The following is a 21,469-nucleotide window of genomic DNA, read 5'->3' as shown; positions in this document are numbered from 1 at the left end:
GGGGGCAACCGCACTTCAGAAGGAGAGGGCTGCTGCTGTAGCAGCAGCCTCCCAGCAACCAATGCTGGACGCGCAACATATGCTTTCAGGGGGCCGGCAAGCCGGCTTCTACAGGGCGATGGCGTCAGGTTGATGGGCGCTGCGCAGGTAGGTGTGGTACAGCGCTGCGTAGGGCCCGACCTGTCCGATCAATTGCTGGTGTGGCCCCAGTTCCACCACTTGGCCGTGGCGTACCACGGCAATCCGGTCGGCATCCCGAATTGTTGCCAGGCGGTGGGCGATGATGATTGCCGTGCGCCCCTCACACAGGCGTCGCAAGGCCCGTTGGATACGCCGTTCGGTATGAATATCGACCGCCGACGTCGCCTCATCCAGAACCAGCACCGCCGGGTCCGCCAGGTACGCGCGCACCAGGCACACCAGTTGCCGCTGGCCATGGCTCAGATGAGCCCCCAGCGGCCCTACTTCAGTGTGGTATTGATGGGGCAGGCGTTCCAGAACTTCATCGGCGCCCAGTTCACGGGCAGCGGCGACCAGCGTTGCATCATCGGCATGGGGCGCGGCCAGGCGCAGGTTGTCGAGGATGCTGCCGCTGAACAGTACATTGTCCTGCAACACCACGCCCACATGGCGACGCAAGGTGTGTTGCGCCAGGTCGCGCACATTGATGCCGTCGAGTCGCACGGCGCCGGCTTGGACTTCGTAGAAGCGTGTCAGCAGTTGCACCAAGGTACTTTTGCCGTGGCCGGACGGGCCGACGATCGCCAGCACTTCTCCGGCTGGAATATGCAGGCTCAAGCCTTTGATTACGGGCGCCTGACCATAATCGAACTCCACTTGGTCAAACTGCACTTCTCCACGGGCGCGCTCCAATGCGCGGGGGGTAGCGCTGTCGACGATCTGCGGGCGCGTGTCAAGCAACAGGAAGATCCGCTGGGCCGACGCCGAACCCGTGGCGTAGCGTTCAAACAGGTCCGACAGCTCCTGCAATGGCCCCAGGAACAGAAACACGTAGAACAGGCTTTCTGCCACCTGGCCGACACTGACTTCACCCGCCGCCAACCCATACGCACCCACCAGCAATAACAGCGCGATGCCTGCTGAACTGAGCAGTGCGGTAAACGGTGCAAACCACGACGAGCGCAAACTGCCGCGAATCAGCGCATGGTTGAAATCATCCAGCAGCACGCGATAGCGCTGCAGGTTCGGCGCCTCCTGGGCGCACTGTTGCAGCAAGCGCGCACCGCTGACACTTTCCACCAAGTGCGCAGTAAAGCGGCTGCGGTTCTCCGCGACCTTGGCCCAGTTGCGCTGGGAAATACGCTTGAAGCTCCATGTCGCGAGCACCAGCAATGGCACCGTCGACACCAGGCTGAGGAAGAACCGTGGGTCGATGCGCCAGAGCATTACCGAGGCCAGGCCGCAGCGCAGCACGGCGCCCAGCAACTCCGGCGGACCCTGGATCACCAGCGGTTCGAGGGCGTCGACATCGCGGTCGACCCGGGAAATGATGCGCCCTGCACGGGTCAGGTCGAAGTAGCTCACGCTTAGGTTCTGCACATGGGCAAACACCTGCACGCGCAAGGCATTCAACACGCGGATCGCCGCGCCGCCGGCAACAAACTGCGAGACGCCGGCCAGCAGGAAACGCGCCAGCCAACTTGTCGCCAGGCCCAGGCCTAGCCATAGCACCAGGTTTTCCTCCAGCAGCCAGTGATCGGCTTGCCGGATCAGCCCTCGGTCCAGCAGCTCGCGTACAAACCAGGGCCGCAGGAACACGGTGAACACCAGTAGGATCTCAATGCCGATAACAGCCGCAATCTGCCGACGGATCGGTCGCAGCAACGGCAGCAAGCGCTTGAACATGCCACGATCGAGGACCTTTTTCGCCAGCATTTCTTCGATTTCGATATCGCTCAAGGCTTTGCCTGGCAGCGGGTTAGCCATTGTCTACCCCCAGCAGGTCGCGGTAGTGCGCATTGGTTGATTGCAGTTCAGCATGGGTGCCTTGGGCGGTGATCCTGCCGTCGTCCAGCATCAGCACGCGGTCGGCCAGCAGGATGGTCGAGAGCTTGCTGGAGATCACCAGCACCGTGGTGCCGCGCAGGTGTCCAAGGTTGTGCAGCACCTGGCGCTCGCTGATGGCGTCGAGGGCGCTGGTGGCGTCGTCCAGGCACAGGATGTCGGGTTTTCCGAGCAGCGCGCGGGCCAGGCACAGGCGTTGGCGCTGGCCGCCGGATAAGGTCACCCCCCTATCGCCGAGAGGGGTTTCAAGGCCCAGGGGCAGGCGCTGCAGGACATCTTCAGCAGCGGCTTGATGCAACGCTTCGCGCAGTTCTTCGTCAGTGGCATTAGGCGCGGTCAGGCGCAGGTTGGCCGCCAGGCTGCCGGCAAACAGGAAACTCTCCTGGGGTACCACATGCACTCGCTGACGCAGCGGGCCCAGTTGCAGGTTACGGATGTCATGCCAGCCGTCGTTGTCCGAACCGAGCAACAGGCGCCCGGCGGTTACATCGGTCAGGCGTGGCAGTAAGCTGGCGAGCAGGCTCTTACCGGTACCAGTTGCGCCCACCAGCGCGACGATTTCACCCGGCTGCAATGTCAGCGAACAGCCGTGCAAAATGTCGCGGCCACCACCGGGCGCGGTCACGCTGACCTGTTCCAGCTTCAGTCCCAGCGAGCTGGCGGGTAGGGTGGCAGCACCGCTGCGGATCGCGGCCGGAGCGTCCAGCAGTTGCCAGATGCGTTCGGCACTGGCGCGAGCATCGGCGAAGGTCTGCATCACCCGGCCAATGCCTTCGATACGAAACACCAGGGTGGTGGCGATCAGCAGCGAAGTGACCAATTCGCCGATGCCCAGTTGACCGGTCGCCACCAGGTGCGCGCCGTATACCAGGATCCACACGTGACCCAGCGCCACTACCGCCTGGGGCAGCGGAATACGTGAGCTGGAATAAGCCAGGGCTTGGCGCGCCAACGCAGCAAACACCGCCACCTGATCGGCAAAGCCCTGGATACGCCGCTGCTCCAGGGCGAACGACTTGATCACCCGCACGCCGCCAATGCCTTCGCTCAGGTCTTGGTTGACCCGGTCATAGGCGCTGCCGACCGCGTGATCCAGGCTCACCAGCTGTTCGGTCTGGCGCACGAAAATCGCCAAGCCGGTCACCGTCAGCAACAGCGGCACCAACCCCAGCAGAGGGTTGTACCAGCTCAGCAGGCCAACCGTGGCCAGCACCACCAGTGGTGTCTCTACCAACTGCCGCCAGAAGGTGATCAACGCGTCGCGCACTTTGTCGGCATCACGGGTGGTGCGGGTGATCATTTCACCCATGCCGTGCTGCCAGTGATAGCCCAGGTGCAGGCTTTGCACCTGGGCCAGGATGCGTTCGCGCAGGCGCGTCAGCAGTTCCTGGCTGATCACCAGCGACAACACGCTGGCGATGTATTGCAGCACGCCACGGCCCAGGGCCACGGCCAGCATCAGGCCCAGCCAGTACCAGCCAAGGCCGGCATCCAGGCTGCCGTCGCCGAGGCGTACCACGGCACGCCCGGCGCTCACGTCATTGACTGCATGGCCGATCAGCCATTGCTGCCAGACCAGGCCTAGGTTGATGGCCACGTACAGCGCCGCCACCAGGGTGAATCGCCAGGGCATTTCCCTATAGATCGCCAGGCTGCGTAGAAGAGGGTGTCGTTCGATCATGAAAAGCTCATTGGCATAAACGGCGTGTAAGGGCACACACAAAACCCTACGGTGATTTATTTGCGTGTAGCGCCTTGGGTTTCCTTGGCGTTGAGGATCGCGGTGTATTCGCCGGGGTCCACGCCATTGAGGTAGTAGTTGCCCACATGGTGCAGGCGCCAGCGGATCGGGTCGTGGGTGGTGTGCACCCGGGCATTGCGCCAGAAGCGGTCGAGGTTCCATTTGCTCAGCGATGAACTGGCCCCCAGCAGCGAGAAGATATCGCTGGAGATCTTCAGCGAGGCGCTGTCCGAATGGGCACGGGCAGTGGCCACCGAAAGGATCAGCTCGTCTTGCAGCTCTTTGTTTTCCAGGTCTTGCTCATGGTGGTCAAATATCCGTGCCGCATCGCGCAGCAGGGATTCAGCGGCGCGCAGGGCCACGGCGTATTCGCCAATCTGTTTGATGATGTGCGGCTCCTCATTGGCATGGTCTACGCCGCTTTCTACCCAAGGCCGAGCGTTGTGCTTGAGGTAGTCGACGGCCGCCGACAACGCGCCGGCCGCGATGCCCGTATCAATGGCCGCGTGAAGGATCTGCGGGAAGGTCAACCCCGTACGTTTCATTGGGCCCTTGCGGCGTGAAACAAAATCCTCATCCAGCACGATATTATCGAAGTTCACCGTGCCACTCACCGAGTTGTTCTGGCCGAAGGCGTCCCAGTCGTCCACCAGGGTCAGGCCTGGCGTGTTGCGGTTGAGCAGTACGCCGGCACCGCCGTCATCCGAGGCGGCCGTGAGGGAGATCCATTCGGCCAGGTAAGAGCCCGTGGAGTAAAACTTGCTGCCATTGAGTACCAGGGCGCCGTCCTCGCGGCGTTCGACGCGGGTCTTGAGGGCGAACTTGTTCTTGCCGCCTACCTCGGCCAGGGCGTTGCCGAAACGCTTGCCAGCCAGGACATCGCTGACCAGCCGATCGCGTACTGCATCCGGGTAACCGTTGAAAATCCCGCGCAGCATCACATTGTGGATTTGCAGCAGTTGCCCGACGCCGCCGTCGGCCACCGAAATGATGCGCACGGTTTCGACGATGGTCTGCACCGATGCGCCCAGGCCGCCGAAGGCCTTAGGTACACCGATGGCGGTGATGCCGCTTTCGGACAGCAATTGCGCCTGGCGCCAGGGCAGTTGGCCATTTTGCTGGGTGTCGGCGGCAATGCTGGCGATCTCCACGGCGATTTCTCTGGCGGCGTCGATGGCCTCGGTTTCGCTGTGCAGGTGGCGGGCGGGCGCCTGTTCATACGTTGTCATTCATTCATCCTTTGGTTTGCCCCGTTCCTTTATGGCTGTGCGTCATCGTTGACGAACATCGCCGGCAAGCCGGCTCCTGCGGGGAGGTTGGTGTTGGGAGGGCTTGAGCAAGTTCTGCGCCAACGAGCAAACCCCTGCTGTACGGGGGAGGGGGGTGTGCCGGTTTGCTGCTGGGGAAGCAGCGTCGTGAAACGGCTGCTGGAAGAGCAGCAGTGCTGTTGGCAGGCCAGCAGTCGCGTTTGGATGTTTGTTTCGATGCCCTTGTAAACCGGGGCTTTGAGCGATTGGCACGCCCTCTGCAATACCCCCTTCACTGACTTGCCCAATTTAATGGAGCTGCCCATGACCCTTTCCGCTGTCCTGCCCACGCCTGAGCTTGAGCAGATCTGGTTTACCCGTTGCCCGGTGCCGACTGCGTCCGGCATCGCCTACAAGCTGGGCTGGTTGAGCGAGGAGTTCGCCCCCGACGGCCTGCCGGTGTCCACCTTGCAGGAGGCGCGTCAGTTGGGCCGGCACCACTATGATCACGATTTGCCGGGGCTGTTTCGCGAAGGCGGCAACGTCCCTGCATTGGCCGCACGTGCTGCGGGTGCGCCGAGCCGCTTGATCGGGCTGACCTGGATCGAGGAATGGCAGACCATCCTGGTCCGCCCGGACTCCGGCATCACCCGTCCCGCAGACCTCAAAGGCAAGCGCCTGGCCCTGCCGGCCTGGGGTGAAAACCGTCCCGGCAGCATCGCTCGCGCCATGAGCCTGCATGGTTATAAGGGCGCATTGAGCCTGGCCGAACTGGGGTTTGATGATGTGGAGCTGGTGGAAGTGGCATTGCAGGACCAGGAACAAGCGCCTGACCCGCAGCAAGGTTTGCAGCGCTTGTGGTCCGGCCTGGATTACCTGGTGCGTGGAGAGGTGGATGCGGTTTACGTCAAGGGCGCTTCGGCGGCCGACGCCGCACGCCGCCTGGGGCTGGTGGTGGGGATCGACTTGGACCTGATCGCTGAGCCGCGCTACCGCATCAACAACGGCACGCCGCGTCCGATCACCGTTCACCAGAGCCTGCTGGACAACCACTTTGATCTGGTGGTGCGCTTTCTTGCGCAAACCCTCAGCGCCGCCGATTGGGCGGCCAACAACCGCGACAGCCTGAACGCCATTCTAGAAGAAGAAACTCGTGCCGGCAGTGCCGGTGTGGCCGAGGCTTATCGCGGTGATTTCCACACCACCCTGGCGCCGGATTTGTCTGCCCAGCGCCTGGAATTCCTCGATATCCAGAAAGATTTCCTCTACCTGCACGGCTTCCTGGAGCGCGATTTTGCCATCGCCGACTGGGTCGACCCGCGCCCCCTGCAAGCTGCCCATGAACTGTTGGCCAAGCGCCGCGCCTGAATCCGGAGAATCCCCATGACTGCCATTGCCCACACACAACCGATCAGCCAGGAACTGCAAACCTTTATCGACAAGGTCCTGCTGGAAGCTGAAGAAGCCTTCACCGTGTTCCGTGAAACAAACACCATCACCGCCGCTGGGACCGTCGGCTTTATCGAGCGCGTACCTGGCCAGGAACTGTTGGTATCGGTGAACTACGCAGGCCCGTGGAACTACCGCAAGCCGCTGCAAGCCACGGTTACCGACTTTGCCGGCAACGTGGTTTTTGGCAAGGGCAAGGGCGGCCTGGGGCGCTACACCAAGCTGTTCCAGCAACACCCGGATGTGACCACCGTGTCCCACGTGCACTCGCCGTACCTGGGCGCCTGGGCCCAGACCCACCGCACCTTGCCATTCCATTACGTGCCGGTGCAGCGCTACCAGTTGGCCCGTGAGCTGCCGGTGTATATCGACCGTCGCCAACAGGAAGTGGACTTTATCCTCGACAAGATCGCCGAGAACCCCTTCAACCTGGCGATCCTGGAGGCCAATGGCGGCTCCACCGTGTGGGGCAAGCAAGGCCTGCGCGCCACCGCAGAATTCATCCTGTTGCTGGAGGAGGGCGCACAACTGCAATTGCTTGCCGATGCGCTCGGTGGCTCACGGGCCTACGGGCCGGGCGTGTTGACCCAGCAATGGAAAATGAGCGGCCTGTTCGAACAAGCCACGGCACTGGGCCTGGTCCCGGCCATCGACCGCCGCTAACGCCTTACCAGCTCCCACAGGGTTCTCTATTTCAAGGATGTTTTTTATGGCTGTAAAAATTCTTTGGTACTTGACCACGCCCGATGGCCCGTACCCATGGGAGCCGGAAGGCCGTTGGAACACTGATTTCCAGCACCTCAAGCAGCTCGCCGTGGCCAGTGATCGCCTGGGCTACTACGGTTCGCTGCTCGGTTCCAGCCCCAATGAAAGCCTGGCGGTGGCCGCGTCGTTGATCGACGCCACCCAGCGCCTGCGTTTTCTGGTGGCGCAGCACCCGGGCGAGTTATCGCCAGCGGTGTTGGCCAAGTGGGCGCTGACCTTCGACCAGTTCTCCAATGGCCGTCTGCTGTTCAACGTGGTCAATGGCAATGACGCGGGCCTGGCGACACTTGGGGTGCACTACCCGCATGACGAGCGGTACGCCTTCAGCCTGGAATACTGGCGGGCGTTCCAGGGCTTCTATGCCGGCGACACGCGAGGCTATGACGGTGAGTACATCAAGCTCGCGCCGCGTTCGCCGGGCGCAGCCAACCATCCACTGGGCGGCTGGCATCCGCCTTACCAGAAGCCGGGCATCCCGTTGTGGGGCGCCGGAACCTCAGGGCCCGGCGTCGAGCATTCGGTGCAATTGCTCGACGTGTATCTGAGCTTCGCCAACACTCCGCCAAAACTCGGCGACAAGTTTCGCAAAGTCGCCGCTGAAGCGGCGAAGATCGGTCGCGAACTGACCTTCGGCACACGCCTGCAAATCATCGTGCGCGAGACCGAGGAAGAAGCCTGGGCCCACGCCGAAAGACTCCTGCAACGCACCTCGCTGCAAACTGCGCGCAACGCCATCGAGCGCCAGTTGCCGGCCGGTGTGAGCCTGGAAGATTTCCACAGCGACGACCCACAGACCCAGCGTAACGTCGAGACCATTCGCGCCGGGCGTTTGCCGACCGCGCGTGAGCTGGAGATCTATCCTAACGTATGGCTTGGCCCGAGCCTGTTCGGCTTCAATATCCTCGGGCCGGCCGCTGGTACCTACTTGGTGGGCAGCGCGGAACAGGTCGCCGAGCGCATCCGCGAATACGAAGCCCAGGGCACTTCCTCGTTCATTCTGTCTGGCTTCCCGCTGATCGATGAAGCGCACCGCGTGGCCGACCTGCTGTTCCCGCTGCTGGACCTGGACCACGGCTTTGAAGCGCCGCGTCTGGGTGTCAGCCAAAAGTCGCCGCAGCGCCAAGAGGCTTGAACCATGAGTGATGGATTTTCTCGCCGGGTGTTTCTCGGCAACAGCTTGGCCATCGGCGGTGGTTTGCTGTTGGGCGGCTGCGACAGCGGCACGACGACTCAGGGTGCCGCCGTACTGAGCGGTAAGCCCGTCAGCGGTGGGCGCCTGCGCATTGGCATTATCGATGGCGATCAGTCTGGCAACCTGGATGCCCATAAACCGGTGGGCGGCGGGATCATTCGTGGCTGGGCGCTGTACAGCAAGTTCTGGGAATGGAACACCGATGTCAGCACACGCCTGGCCCTGGCCGAGTTCGCCGAACCGAATGCCGATGCGAGTGCCTGGACCATCCGCATCAAGCCGGACCTGGAGTTTCACCATGGCAAGACCATCGGCGCTGACGACATGCTGTTTTCGTTGTTGCGCCTTACCGATCCCAAGCTGGCATCGCCGTTTGCCGGCCTGGTCGGTGCCATTGATCGCAATGCCTTACGCAAGCTGGATGAGCGCACCATCGAAATCCGCTTCAAGCAAGGCCAGAGCTTCTTCCCTCTGGATGAAACCCTGATCAGCTTTGGCGGCATCGTCCCCACCGACTATGACCCCATCACCAATCCGGTAGGTGCCGGCCCTTATAGGCTCAAGCGTTTCGTACCCGGCCAGCGCTCGTTGTACACGCGGTTTGAGAATTACTACAAACCCGGCCAGCCTTATGCCGATGAGCTGGAAATCATCGAGTTCAAGGACCAGGTCTCCCGTGTTGCTGCGTTGCGCGCCGGACAGATCGATGTGGCCAGCGGTGTGCAGGCCGAGCACAGTGCGTTGCTCAAGGCCGACTCACGCTTGTCGTTGTGCGTGTCGCCAAGCACTTCGTTTACCGGTTTCAATCTCAACCTGGCCAAGCCGCCCTTCGATGATGTGCGGGTGCGCCAGGCGTTTCGCTTGCTGGCGGATCGGCAAGAGCTGGTGGACCGGGGCCTTAACGGTTTCGGTCGCATTGCCAATGACCTGTATTCACCTCACGATCCCACCTACAACCATGCGATTGCCCAGCGGCCGTATGATCTGGAGCAGGCCCGCTCGCTGCTGCGTCAGGCCGGGCAGACGGATTTGCGCGTGGAACTGACCACCACGCCTGGGCCCGGTGTGAACGCCGCGCTGGTGTTTGCCCAGCAAGCGAAAAAGGCCGGTGTCGAGATACGCGTGACCCAAGTGGATGGCGCTGTGTTCAACGGCCCGCAGCGTGAGCAGTGGCAAGTGTCGCCGGGTTCTACGCCGGCCCGGGGTTTCCTGGCCTCGGCACTGCACAACGACGCGCCGTTGGCGATCTACAACCGCAGCAACTTCCATGACCCGCGTTTTGATGACCTCTACCGTGAGGCCCTTGCGCAGCCAGAGCTGGAGTTGCGTAAAGGCCTGGTACACGAGGCCCAGCAGATTCAACACGAGCGCGGCGGATTGCTGATTTGGGGCTTCAACGATGTGCTGGACGCCGCCTCGGTCAAGGTCGGCGGTTTGGCGCCAGAGCAGACCACCTTCGCTTCCTGGCGTTTTGACGAACTGTGGTTGAAGCATGCTTGAGCCTGCCAATCCTCCACGCACGCCTGCTTGGTTGTCATGGTTTATCGGGCGCCTGGGTTACGGCCTGCTGACGGCCTGGGTTATCAGCCTGGTGGTGTTCATCGCCACCCAGGCCCTGCCATCCGACCCCGCGCGGGTGATCCTCGGCCCGGACGCGCCGCTGGAAAGCATCCTTACCCTGCAACACCAGTTGGGGCTCGACCAGCCAATCCTGTGGCAATACCTGCGCTGGCTCGGCAGCGTCTTGTGCGGGGACCTCGGGATTTCCCTGGACTCCAACGCGCCGGTCAGCCATATCCTGTGGGGGCGTTTTGGCTACACACTGGCGTTGCTGGTCGGGGTGATTACCGTGGTAGTACCTGGCGCACTGGCCCTTGGCGTGGCCCTGGCATTGCGGCGCGACAGCTGGCTGGATCGTTGGAGCCTGTCGTTGCTGATCTTTCTAAAAGCCACGCCGGGGTTTCTGTTGGCGATTGGCCTGGTATTGCTGTTTTCCATGCCGCACATGGATTTCTTACCTGCGGTATCGATCCTGGACCCCGACCTGTCGCTGCTGCGCCAACTCAAGTCCCTGGTATTGCCGATAATCGCCTTGAGCCTCACTGCATTGCCGTACCTCACGCGCATGGTAAGGGCCGCTGTGATCGAGGCGCAGGAGTCCGATTACGTGATTGCCGCCAGGCTACGCGGCATTGCGCAGCGGCGGATTGTCTGGTGCCACACGTTGCCCAATGCGCTGGTACCGGCGATCCAGGGTGTGGCGCTGACCTTGCGTACGTTGATCGGAGGCGCCGTGCTGGCGGAAGTTATCTTCAGCTATCCCGGTATCGGCACCGCGCTGAACGCCGCGATCCAGATGCGCGACCTGCCGATGATCCAGGCGATTGTGCTGGTGATCACCCTCGCGGTGGTGCTGATCAACCTACTGGCCGACCTATTGACCGTGCTGCTTACACCCAAGCTGCGCACCGCACGGCGGGTGACCCTGATTCAACGCAACCGGAGGGGAATAACCCCGTGGTGGCGCCGCTCCCGAGGTGATGCATGAGTGCCCGTCGATGGTTGGCCGAACCACAAACACGTAAGGGGGCATTGATCACTCTGCTGGTGGTGGGCGTGGCGCTGTTCGGGCCTTGGTTGGCACCTCACGGGTCGACGGACATGGTCGGTCCTGTCTACGGCGCGCCTGCAGGTGATGCGTGGCTGGGGTATGACTTCCTGGGGCATGACGTGCTGTCGCGGTTGCTCAGTGGTGGTTTGTCGGTGCTGTGGATGTCGGTCGCAGCCGCCAGTATTGCACTGGCGGCGGGCACTACATTGGGGTTGCTGGCGGGGTTGTCGCGTCGGCGCCTGGATCAGTTTATTACCTGGTCGGCGGATGTGTCCCTGGCGTTTCCCGACCTGATTCTGGTGCTGCTGATTGTGTCCATGTTGGGGCGCGCACCGTGGTTGATCGTGCTGACAGTCTCCATCGCCTTTATACCGGGCGTTATACGTTTAGCGCGGGCGAGTGCGGTAGCAGTTGCAGGTCAGGAGTTCGTTGAAGCGGCGCAAATGATGGGCTATTCGCGACGCCGAATTCTGTTCAAGGAGATCCTGCCGAACATCCTCACACCGCTGCTGGTGCATTTCGGCAACATGCTGACCTGGGGCGTGGGCATGTTGTCGGGCCTGAGTTTTCTTGGCTACGGCGTGGCGCCACCCACCGCTGACTGGGGGCTGATGATCAATGAAAACCAGGCCGGCCTGCTGGTGCAACCCTGGGCCGTATTGGCTCCGGCGGTGCTGATCGGTGTGTTTGCCTACGGCACCAATATTTTGGCTGAAGGCATCGGCCGCAGCAGCGCAAGGCTGGGAGACAAACAATCATGAATGCGATGACCGAAATCGACGCCGGGGTGTTGCAGGTCCGCGACCTGCGGGTGGAATTGCCGGGGCAGGTGGATGTGGTGTCGGGCATCTCGTTCGGCCTGGCTGCCGGGGAAATTCTCGGTTTGGTGGGTGAGTCGGGCTCGGGCAAGACCACCTTGGCGACTGCGTTGCTGGCACATGCCCGGCGCGGTGCACGGATTGTCGGCGGGCAGGCGCACGTAGGTGACCAGGCATTGTTGAGCCTGGAAGGCGAAGCCTTGCGCCGTGCCCGTGGCAGCCTGATCGGTTATGTCGCCCAGGACCCGGCCACCGCGCTCAATCCGGCACTGCGCATCGGCCACCTGTTGCGTGAAACCCTGGCGGCGCATCCTTCTGGGCTTGACCGCGAGGCGCAACAGCAGCGCATCATCGAGACCCTGCGTGACGTCGGATTGCCGGACGATCACGGGTTTCTACGGCGTTTTTCCCATCAACTATCCGGCGGCCAACAGCAACGGGTGATGCTGGCGCTGGCTTTTGTGCTACGCCCGCGCCTGATCGTGCTGGACGAGCCGACCACTGCGCTGGACGTCAGCACCCAGGCGCATATCCTCGCCACGCTGCGTCGGCTGTGCAAAAGCCAGGGCGTAGCGGCGGTGTATGTGTCCCACGACCTGGCGGTGATCAAGGACCTGGTGGACCGGGTGATGGTGATGTACGCCGGGCGCATCGTTGAAACGGCGACGCGGGATGAGTTGTTCAGTCGACCGTCCCATCCCTATACCCGAGGGTTGCTGGCGGCGATTCCGGATGTGGCGGGACGGCGCGAATTGAAGGCGATTGCCGGGCATGCACCGGCGCCGGGGCGTAGGCCCCAGGGGTGCAGTTTCGGGCCGCGTTGTGAGCGGTTTACGGCTGGGTGCGCGGTGGTTGAGCCGGTATTGCAGATGAACGCGGCCGGTCGTGGGGTGGCTTGCCTGGCGCCTCACGATCAGGCGTTACAGCTCAAGGCGCTGGAGCCAATTGCTGCCTTGAAGGGGCGGGTAGAGCTGCCACTGTTGTCGGTCAGTGGCTTGAACGTCGCCTATGACCGGCAGGTGTTGTTCGATGTCTCGTTGCAGGTGCAACCGGGTGAATGCCTGGCGATTGTGGGGGAGTCGGGCTCGGGCAAGACCAGCCTGGCGCGGGCTATTGCTGGCCTTGGGGAGAATGTCGAAGGTGCACTGGACTACGCCGGCCGGCATTTACCGTTGCACGCCCGCCAGCGCGATGCAGGCCTGCGCCACCAGATTCAATACATCTTCCAGAATCCATATCGCGCGTTGAACCCACGGCAAACCGTGTACCAGACTCTGAGCGCGCCACTGGCGCATTTCTTCGGCGTGCAAGGGGCGCCAGCACGGGAACGAGTGGAAGCCGTGCTCAAGCGTGTGTCACTGCCGGAATCAGTCGCCGGCCTCTATCCCCACAGCCTGTCAGGTGGTGAACGCCAGCGAGTGGCTATCGCCCGTGCGCTGTTGTGCGAGCCCAGGTTGCTGATCTGCGATGAAATCACCTCGGCATTGGACGTATCGGTACAGGCGTCGATCCTGGACCTGCTGCGTCAGCTACAGCGTGAAGGTTTGACGATGTTATTCGTCACCCACGACCTGGGCGTGGTGCGCGCGATTGCCGATCGGGTGCTGGTGTTGAAGGTCGGAAGGGTGGTGGAGCAGGGGGCTGTTGATGATGTTTTGGATCAACCACAGGCGGCATATACGCGCACGTTGCTGGAGCATTCGCCATCGTTGGGGTGAATGGCTCCGCTGCACAGTGATCGCCGGCAATCAGGCCCCTACAGGTACACAAAGCCCTTGTAGGAGCCGCCTTGACGGCGATGGCATCCGCCGTCGTTAAGCAATTTTCGCCTTGCGCCGCAACGCCTCTTCACGCACTGCGGGGATAATCCACCGCCCATAATCCACGGTGTCGTACAGCGGGTCATAACCGCGATTCAAGAACGTGGTAACGCCCAGGTCCACATAATCCAACAGCGCCTGCGCCACCGTTTCCGGCGTACCCACCAGCGCGGTGGTATCGCCATAAGCGCCCACTGCTGTCGCCGTCGGCATCCACAGCGCGCGATCATGACGATCACCCAGCGCCGCCGCGGCTAACAGACGTTCGGAGCCGGTGCCCTTGATCCGCTTCTGCCACGGACTGCCCGCCGCAAACTGTGGATTGGCCTTGATCTGCTCCAGGATATGCTCGGCGCGTTGCCAGGCTAATTCCTCTGTTGCCCCCAAAATCAGCCGCACCGACAAACTGACCCGTGGCGCTTCAACACCCGCTATTAATGCTGCCGCCTTCAGCTTGGCAATTTGCTCAGCCACGCCGCTTAACGGCTCGCCCCACAGCGCATACAGGTCCGCATGCTTCACCGCGATCTGATAGGCAATGTCGGAAGAGCCGCCAAACGAGATTGGAATATGCGGCTGTTGCAACGGTTTGACCGGTGAAAACGCACCCTTGATGTTGAAGTACTCACCTTCGAAATCGAACGGCTCTTCGGCCGTCCAGGTGCGTCGCACAATCTCCAGATATTCATCGGTGCGCCTGTAGCGTTCGGTCTTGTCCAGCAGAAAGTCGCCTTCCTGTGGCTCGGCGGTAATGCCGGTAATCGCGTGCAAGCGAATGCGCCCGCCGCCAGTGGTATGGTCCAGCGTGGCAAACGAGCGGGCAGCGACGGTCGGCGCGGTGAGGCCGGGGCGATGGGCGATCATGAAGCCCAATCGCTCAGTGTGCGCCGCCGCATACGCGGCAATTTGCAGGCTGTCGGCACTGCCGGGGCCGCTGGCGATCAGCACACGGTCGAAGCCTGCATGCTCATGGGCGCGGGCATGGTGACGGATAAAGTCGAGGTCGAAATCCGGGCTGCGAACGCCACGGGTTTCGGACCACTGGCGAGGGAAAATCATGCCGACAAATTCGATAGACATAACGTGCTCCTGGTGCGGATCAGAATTGATAGTCGACCTGGGCCAACAAGGTGCGGCCAGGCATGGGTTGCAAAAAAGTGTTGGTGGAACCGGCCAGTCCGCTGACGAAGTTCAGTTCATTGGTCAGGTTGAGCACCCGTAACGTGGTGCTCCATTGCGGTTGGCGGTAGTACACGGCGAGATCGAGGTTGTATTCGTTCGGGATCTTTACGGTCTTGCTGAGGTTCAGGTACCAACTGCTGGTCCACCAGCCTGACAGTTCGGCGCCAAAGCCTGAGTCGAAGCGGTAGTCGACATACCCGCTGGCGGTGTATTCAGGAATCTGAACCGCATCGTAACGCCCGGACGGCCGCTGGTTGAGGCTATTGTTATCGCCGAACACTGTGCCGTTGTCGGGAATGAACCCCGCTGAGGCAAATCCGGCCTGGGAAGTGAACTCGTTATAGGCGTTGAGTTTGGACAGGTTCAGACCACTGCGAAGGTGGTCGTCCGGTTGATAGCGCACGGTGGCTTCCACACCCTTGATCATCAGTCGCGCGATGTTGTTATTGCTGTCAGGTGCCTGGTCGCGGGCTTGCTTGAACGCCGCCAGCGTCATGAACAGCTGGTTGGGCACTGCTTCGACCTTTACCCCGACTTCATGCAGCACGCTCAGGCTCTGGAACGCCAGCGGGTTGAGCTGGTTGGCGCCACTGCCGCTGCCCCAGCCAAGGCCGTTGGAAAAGAACCCGGTGTTGACCGCCAACGAGCGGTCGAAGGTGTAGTACAGCGTGGTGTTCTCAGTCGGTTTTACATACGGGCTGACCTGGAAAGCAAACAGCCGGTAATTGTCGCTGTCCTTACGCCGGTTGCCACCGGCGAGTACGAACGGGTTGTCGATCTCTGCCTCGATCCAGCTGCGGCTGGCGCCAATATTCAAGCCGAAATACTCGCCGTACTTGAGGTTGTGCTGGCTGAACAGGGTCTTGGTGGTCCATGTGCTTTCAGCGGTGTAGGGCGCCACGGATTCGGCGTACAGGCCGTGCCCAGCTGTGTACATTGGCGGCAGGTTCAACCAGCCGTAGTAGTTGGAGTATTGCGGCACGCCGGGTTGGCCGATCCAAGCGCCGTTGCCGCCGGCAGGGTTGCTGCCGTCGAGGCCGAGTAAGTCACCAGGGTTTTTGCCGGAGGGGTCCTGGGTCAGGTCATAGGCATTGATGGTCGAGCCAAAGCTGTTGTTCGCAGCAATCGACTGGTTGAATTCGCGGCGGTAGATCAGCCCGGTGTTGCTGTCATCGCGCAGGGTCCAGCGGCCCAGCTGGGTCTCGTTGCGCGAGCGGAACTCGAAGCGGTTATCGAAAATGTTGTCTTTCGATTGCACTTGGAATGCGCCCACGGCATCGGTGATGTCCTTGGAGCGTTCATAAAAAGTGCTGTTGGCCACGGTGATAGTCGGCGACAGGTCCGCCTCGATACGCAGTTGCGTGGTGAAGCGCCGCGAGCTGCTTTCGTCCTCTTTGCGCTGCCCGGTCTGTGATGACAGCGACTGCTCGCCATTGCCCGTCAGCGTCGGGTCATACACCCAGCCACGCAGGCTGCCGGGGTTGGCCTGGGTATTCGGTGAGGCGGTCTGGAAGCTGCCGTCGACCACACTGTATTGGCCCTGGGTGTTGCGTTGGCGTTTTACCCAACCGAGTGTTGGCGCATCAGCGGCGCCCGAAGCCAGCACCGGCGACCACAGGCTAGTGCCGTTCTGGATAATCGGCGTGGCGCGCCCGGCGTAGTATTTGCCGTTGTCCACCAGGTCCTGGGTAGCGCGGTTCCAGCCGTGGGTGATGTTGTAGTCGTAGTAATTGTCGTAGCTGGCGTTCCAGTCGACCCGCACGTTCTCGTTGCGCCAGGCCAACGCGCCATAGAAGGCGTCAAAATTGTTCTCGACATTGTCATAGAAGTCCTCCTGGCGCTGCTTGGTGATGCTCACGCGGTAGGCCAGGTTGTCACTCAGAGGCCCGGTGTTGTCGATGCTGAATTTGTTGGAACTGCGTGAGGTGCCGTCCGGAACCCACGAACCCAGTTCGCCGCTGAGTTTGGTCTTGAACGCGTTGAAGTCGGGTTTCTTGCTCAGGTAGTTGACGTAGCCGCCGCTGCCGGATACCGAGCCGTAGGTCACCGAGGACGGGCCGGCAACGATGTCCGCACCTTCATAGGCGTTGAAGTTGGCGGGGTGGCGCACGGCGTAACCACGCTGGCCGTCCTGGAAAATCTCCGAACCCTGGCCACGAAACTGCGGTGCGATACCCGCGTTTTGCCCGCCGCCCCGAGTGATGCCGGGCGCATATTTGACCAGGTCGTCGGCGCTATGGATCGCGCCGCTCGCCAATTGCTCGGCGTTGATTTGCACCACGGAGCGCGGCGTGTCCAGCACTTTGGTTTCCGTGCCACCGTACACTGAGGTCGGCGGGCGGGTGGGCAGTGCGTCGTCATCCGACTTGCTGGCACTTGCCTGCACGGTCACGGTTTGCAGTTGGGTATCGGTGGCAAAAGCCTGCAGCGGCAGGGTGACTGCCAGCAGCAGGGGTAAACGCAAGGCGATAGCGTGCATGGCAGAAATGACTCCTGTCGAAAATTGTTATCAATGTGATGCCCCGTAGGCGTCCCGTTGATCGGCGCAAGGCTTGAGGCCTCATCGCCGGAAAACCGGGCTCCTACGAGGAATGAGGTGTCAGGCCGTGTCTTTGAGCCAGAGCTTTTCAAAACGCCAGGTGCTGAACAGCGACTCTTCTGCCTGGGCCCCACCGACGCGCGTGGAAACGCTGTCCAGAAGGTCGGCATACCCCCAGATCAACATGCCGCCGCGTTCGTACTGGATCTGCTGCACCTGATGCACCAGAACCTTGCGTTTTTCCAGGTCGGGCTGGGCCATGGCGGCGAGGAGCAGTTCGCTGAATTGCGCGTCGTTGAAGTGGGTCTTGTTGGATACCGCAAAGGGTGCGTCGGTGTGGATTGCACTGGCGAGGAACGGTGCACCGATGCTGCCCCCGGTGCTCAGGGTCCAATCGTTTTTCAGCGGGCCCTGGAAAGTGGCGAGGTCTACTTGCTTGACCTTAAGGGTGACGCCGATGCGCTTGGCCTGCTCAGCCAGCACTAATGCTGAACTCAAGCCTGGGCCCGGGGTGGTGATCAGTTCCACCTCTAGGTTTTCCTGGCCGGCGTCCTTGAGCAATTGCGCTGCGCGCTGAGGGGCATACGGTCGCGGGCCAAGGCTGTGGTTGAAGGTGGGGTCACTGGGCGCATACAAATCATTGGCCACTCGGCCCTGGCCATTCAGTGCGCGACGTACCAGTTCTTCGCGGTCGGCCAGCAAGCGAAACGCCTCGCGCACCCGCGGGTCGTTGAAGGGCGGCTTGTCCAGATTCATATCGAAGGACAGCCAGTTGCCGGTCACCGATTTGATGACCTTCAACCTAGGGTCCTTCTCCAGGATCGGCAGCTGTTCGGTGGGCATCGAGTTGGCCATGTCGATCTGCCCGGCGCGCAGTGCGGCGAGGCGTGAGACCTGATCCTTGAAATCGATGATTTCCAGCTCGTCGGCGTACGGCTTACCCTCCTTGTAGTAATTCTCGAAACGCGTGAACAGCGAGCGCTGGCCGGGGGTGAAACTTTTCAGTTTGTAGGGGCCGGCGCCCACCGGATTGGTGACCGGGTGGTAATCCACCGGCACGATACCGCCGAAGTTGACCCAGGTTTCGGCCAGCGGCATATAGCTGCGGCCGTCGTGAAAGTTCAGGCGCACGGTGCGGTTGTCGAGTTTGACCAGGTTGTCGCGGTCTACCCAGTGCAACAGTGCCGCATACGGCGAAGCCAGTTGCGGATCGGTGAGACGGCGGATCGAGAACATCAGGTCGTCGGCATCAATGGTCTTGCCGTTGTGGAACTCCAGGCCCGGACGCAAGCGCAGGGTCCAGGTGCTGGCATCCGCGTTGGGCTCGGCAAACTCTGCCAGTGCCAAGCGCGGCTGCATTTGCTCATCCCACTCCCACAACTTGCTATACAGCGCAAAGCCGCGAACGATGCCGCTACCCACCGGTTTATGCGCGTCCAGATTGCCGCTCTGGTTGCCGTCGAGAATCCCCAAGCGCAGGCGGCCGCCGTAGCGTGGCTGGTCGCTGCCGGTGGCGGCAGCCGGTGCGTCATTCGGGCCGCAACCCGCCAGCAGCAGAGCGCCGCCGGCGGTCGCGCTGTAGCCGAGAAAGTCTCGACGGCTCAGCAGTAAGGTCATGGTTTCAGGCTCCGCCGTTGGCCGAGTGCAGTTCGCGCACCGGCTCCAGCGGACGGCTCAACACCGAGCGCTCGCTGCGAAAGTGCGGCAGGATATGCTCGCCGAGTCGGTAGGCTTCTTCCAGGTGCGGATAGCCGGCGAGGAAGAACAGGTCGATGCCGAGGTTGTTGTATTCGCGAATCCGCGCCACCACGTTTTCATAACTGCCAACCAGCGCGCAGCCCGGTGGGATGCCGATATAGCCCAAGCCTGACCACACGTTCGGGTGGATAAAAAAGTCTTCGAAACCCTGCGCCTCGTTTTTCTCGGCAAAACCGTGCTCGTAGCTCAGTTTGCGTGCGGTGCGCAGCCCGGCGTGGGCGGCCACGGCCTTGACCGCGCCACGGGCGATACCTTCGTCGAAGAAACGCTTGGCTTCAGTGCGTGCCAGTTCTTCGGTTTCGCGGGTGATCACATCAATCGACAGACCAAAGCGAATATCGGTGCGCCCCCATTTCAACGCACGTTGGCGCAGGTCTGCGATCAGTGCGGTGATTTCATCCGGGTGCTCGGCACGCATCAAGTAGAAATCCGCGTGCTTGGCGGCGAACTCCCGTGCAGCGATGGATGAGCCAGCCGTGCAGATAAGTGGCAACTGCGCCTTTTTCAGCGGCGCGCGCAAGCCCCCACCGTCGGCCTTGTAGAACTTGCCATCGTAGTGAAATGACTCGTTGTGCCAATAGCCCTTGACCACGTCCATGAATTCGGTGGCGCGCTCGTAGCGTGCATCGTGGTCGCTGTAGTCGCCGACCTGGCGCTGGATCACGTCCGAGCCACCGTTGATGATGTTCCATACCAGGCGGTTGCCGGTGGCGCGTTGGTAGGTCGCCGCCTGCTGCACGGCCACCCATGGGGTGTAGTGGTAGGGCTGGAACGCGGTGACGAATTGCAGGATGCGTGTCTCGCGGGCCAGCAGTGAGCACACCGTCCACGGTTCTTCGCCGCTGGGCGCGTTGACCATCAACACACCGCCGAACTTATTGATCTCGGCGGCCTTGGCGATCTGGCCCAGGTAGTCGATGTAAGTGAAGTGGTCGCCCACGCTGAACCCGGACACCGCCCCGGTGCTGTCGGGACCGCCCCGATGCCAGTCGCCACGGTTACGTGGGTCGCCCGGCAGGAACTGGGTTTCGCCGTGCAGCGGCAGGCGAGTAAAAAATTCGATACTCATGCAAGCCTCCTGCTTACTGTGCGGTTGGGGCGCAGATCGAGGTGATCGGCTGGTCGCTGATGACTTTGTGGGCGAACGGGATCGAGTCCTGGAGCGAGGCATTGACCGTCGCGCTGTGGCCCAGGCCTTTGTACAGGTGGCCTTCGACTACGGAACCGGCGTTGCAGGCGTCCTGCATCAGCTTGACCTGGGTCGCGGCGGCTGGGGTGACGTCTTCGGCACCGGTACCGATGAACACCGGTTTGGACGTTTTCAGGGTGGGGTAGGCGACTTGCGCGAGCCACGGCGCGAGCTGTTTGCCTTTGTAATCTTTCTTGGTGTTGGCAATGCTCAGGCCCAGGCCCTCCACGTCGCCTTCCAGAGCGAACAGGCAGCTGGTGCGAGCCTGTTCGAAGATCGGCAGCGCCTTATCGGTGTAGAAGTCCGCCGGGTTGATGCTCGGGTCGTATTGCTGGGCTGCGAGCAAGGTGTAGAAGCCGTAGGCCAGGGTCGGGTCGACTTTATTGCGCACTTCCTCGCTGGGGTTTTTCGCGTAGTCGAGGGTGTAGATCACGCCCGTGCCGATGCTGCCCTTGACGCCAAGGTCCGGGGCGTAAGTGGCGGCATAGGCCGCAGCGGCAAACGCGCCGGCCCCGCCTTGGGACTGGCCGACGATCAATACCTTGTCAGCCAACCCCGGTACGCCTGCAACTACGGCCTTGGCGGCGTCGAGGATGCCGTAGGCGGCCATGCGGCTGTTCAGCAACGGGTGACCGCCGGGTACGCCGAGCCCTTGGTAGTCGGTGGCGACCACCGCAAACCCTTCTGCCAGCCAGCGGTTGAGGTACGCCACATCGCGGTAGGAGCGACCTTGCCAGGACGGTGCACACACATCTGCGACGCCAACTGTGCCATGGCCCCAGCTTGCGACCGGCCAACCGCCGGCCGGCGGTGTGCCCTTGGGCAGGAATAACGCGCCGGAAACCACTACTGGGGTTTTATTATCGATGCCATCGGTGGAGGTGTAGAGGATGCGTTGGGCGCTGGCGGCGTTTGCCAGGCTGATGGTCTTGTCCAGCGGTTCGCTGCGCAACAGCTTGCCCGGGATGGCCGGAATGGCTTTTTCCCAGGTGTAGAACGCCGAGACGCGGCCATCACCTTGCAGTGGGTCCGGTTTTGGGGCGTATACGTCAGCGGCGAACGCGCTCATGGACAAGGCCAGTACGCTCAGACCGAAGGCGAAAGAATGCGGCAGTTTCATTATCAATTTCCCT

15 protein-coding genes are annotated in these 21,469 nt (G+C 62.0%); 7 read left to right on the top strand and 8 right to left on the bottom strand.

The features are described 5' to 3' along the window. Positions 1-108: 108 nt before the first annotated feature. The 3 genes from BFQ01_RS26920 to BFQ01_RS26910 are packed head-to-tail and all read right to left on the bottom strand — an operon-like array spanning position 109 to position 4,995. A complete protein-coding gene (locus BFQ01_RS26920) occupies positions 109-1,947 on the bottom strand; it encodes an ABC transporter ATP-binding protein (protein WP_065927642.1) in 1,839 nt (612 codons plus the stop codon). Beyond that, complete coding sequence (locus tag BFQ01_RS26915; protein WP_065927641.1) at positions 1,940-3,706, bottom strand: ABC transporter ATP-binding protein; 1,767 nt, start codon at positions 3,704-3,706, stop codon at positions 1,940-1,942. Before BFQ01_RS26915 ends, BFQ01_RS26920 begins: the two co-directional genes overlap by 8 nt. A gap of 56 nt (positions 3,707-3,762) precedes the next feature. After that, positions 3,763-4,995 carry an acyl-CoA dehydrogenase family protein gene (locus tag BFQ01_RS26910; protein WP_065927640.1) on the bottom strand — a complete coding sequence of 411 codons (1,233 nt, stop codon included), beginning with the start codon at positions 4,993-4,995 and terminating at the stop codon, positions 3,763-3,765. 342 nt (positions 4,996-5,337) lie between these two features. Between BFQ01_RS26910 and BFQ01_RS26905 the strand changes: the two genes are divergently transcribed. Genes BFQ01_RS26905 through BFQ01_RS26875 form a run of 7 tightly spaced genes read left to right on the top strand, consistent with a single transcriptional unit; the run spans position 5,338 to position 13,566 of the window. Further along, a complete protein-coding gene (locus BFQ01_RS26905; protein WP_065927639.1) occupies positions 5,338-6,381 on the top strand; it encodes an ABC transporter substrate-binding protein in 1,044 nt (347 codons plus the stop codon). Between the two features lie 15 nt (positions 6,382-6,396). Further along, positions 6,397-7,125, top strand: coding sequence for a class II aldolase/adducin family protein (locus BFQ01_RS26900; protein ID WP_065927638.1), 729 nt, complete (start codon positions 6,397-6,399; stop codon positions 7,123-7,125). A 46-nt stretch (positions 7,126-7,171) separates the two neighbouring features. Continuing rightward, positions 7,172-8,359: an LLM class flavin-dependent oxidoreductase gene (locus BFQ01_RS26895; protein WP_065927637.1), complete on the top strand. Its 1,188-nt coding sequence runs from the start codon at positions 7,172-7,174 to the stop codon at positions 8,357-8,359. 3 nt (positions 8,360-8,362) lie between these two features. Then, positions 8,363-9,919, top strand: a complete 1,557-nt coding sequence (locus tag BFQ01_RS26890; protein ID WP_065927636.1) for an ABC transporter substrate-binding protein — start codon at positions 8,363-8,365, stop codon at positions 9,917-9,919. Then, complete coding sequence (locus tag BFQ01_RS26885) at positions 9,912-10,967, top strand: ABC transporter permease (RefSeq protein WP_065927635.1); 1,056 nt, start codon at positions 9,912-9,914, stop codon at positions 10,965-10,967. The genes BFQ01_RS26890 and BFQ01_RS26885 overlap by 8 nt, the downstream gene beginning before the upstream one ends. Beyond that, positions 10,964-11,791: an ABC transporter permease gene (locus tag BFQ01_RS26880; protein WP_065927634.1), complete on the top strand. Its 828-nt coding sequence runs from the start codon at positions 10,964-10,966 to the stop codon at positions 11,789-11,791. The genes BFQ01_RS26885 and BFQ01_RS26880 overlap by 4 nt, the downstream gene beginning before the upstream one ends. Continuing rightward, positions 11,788-13,566: a dipeptide ABC transporter ATP-binding protein gene (locus tag BFQ01_RS26875; protein WP_065927633.1), complete on the top strand. Its 1,779-nt coding sequence runs from the start codon at positions 11,788-11,790 to the stop codon at positions 13,564-13,566. The genes BFQ01_RS26880 and BFQ01_RS26875 overlap by 4 nt, the downstream gene beginning before the upstream one ends. A 96-nt stretch (positions 13,567-13,662) precedes the next feature. Here BFQ01_RS26875 and BFQ01_RS26870 read toward each other — a convergent pair whose 3' ends face one another. From BFQ01_RS26870 to BFQ01_RS26850, 5 genes are all read right to left on the bottom strand, one after another. Continuing rightward, the gene (locus BFQ01_RS26870) at positions 13,663-14,748 is read right to left on the bottom strand and encodes an LLM class flavin-dependent oxidoreductase (RefSeq protein WP_065927632.1); all 1,086 of its coding nucleotides are present in this window, start codon (positions 14,746-14,748) and stop codon (positions 13,663-13,665) included. 19 nt (positions 14,749-14,767) lie between these two features. Further along, a complete protein-coding gene (locus BFQ01_RS26865; RefSeq protein ID WP_065927631.1) occupies positions 14,768-17,329 on the bottom strand; it encodes a TonB-dependent receptor plug domain-containing protein in 2,562 nt (853 codons plus the stop codon). 120 nt (positions 17,330-17,449) lie between these two features. Then, positions 17,450-19,006 (bottom strand): ABC transporter substrate-binding protein, encoded by a 1,557-nt coding sequence (locus tag BFQ01_RS26860; protein ID WP_065927630.1) that lies wholly within the window; start codon positions 19,004-19,006, stop codon positions 17,450-17,452. A 4-nt stretch (positions 19,007-19,010) separates the two neighbouring features. Next, positions 19,011-20,216 carry an LLM class flavin-dependent oxidoreductase gene (locus BFQ01_RS26855; protein ID WP_065927629.1) on the bottom strand — a complete coding sequence of 402 codons (1,206 nt, stop codon included), beginning with the start codon at positions 20,214-20,216 and terminating at the stop codon, positions 19,011-19,013. A 13-nt stretch (positions 20,217-20,229) separates the two neighbouring features. Then, a complete protein-coding gene (locus BFQ01_RS26850; protein ID WP_065927628.1) occupies positions 20,230-21,456 on the bottom strand; it encodes an alpha/beta hydrolase family protein in 1,227 nt (408 codons plus the stop codon). Between the last annotated feature and the right edge of the window lie 13 nt (positions 21,457-21,469).

This window comes from Pseudomonas sp. 8 R 14 (assembly GCF_900005955.1).
Classification (GTDB): Bacteria; Pseudomonadota; Gammaproteobacteria; order Pseudomonadales; family Pseudomonadaceae; genus Aquipseudomonas; species Aquipseudomonas marginalis.
The sequence above is the reverse complement of the archived record's forward strand: the minus strand, read 5'-3'. Positions and strand labels throughout refer to the sequence as shown.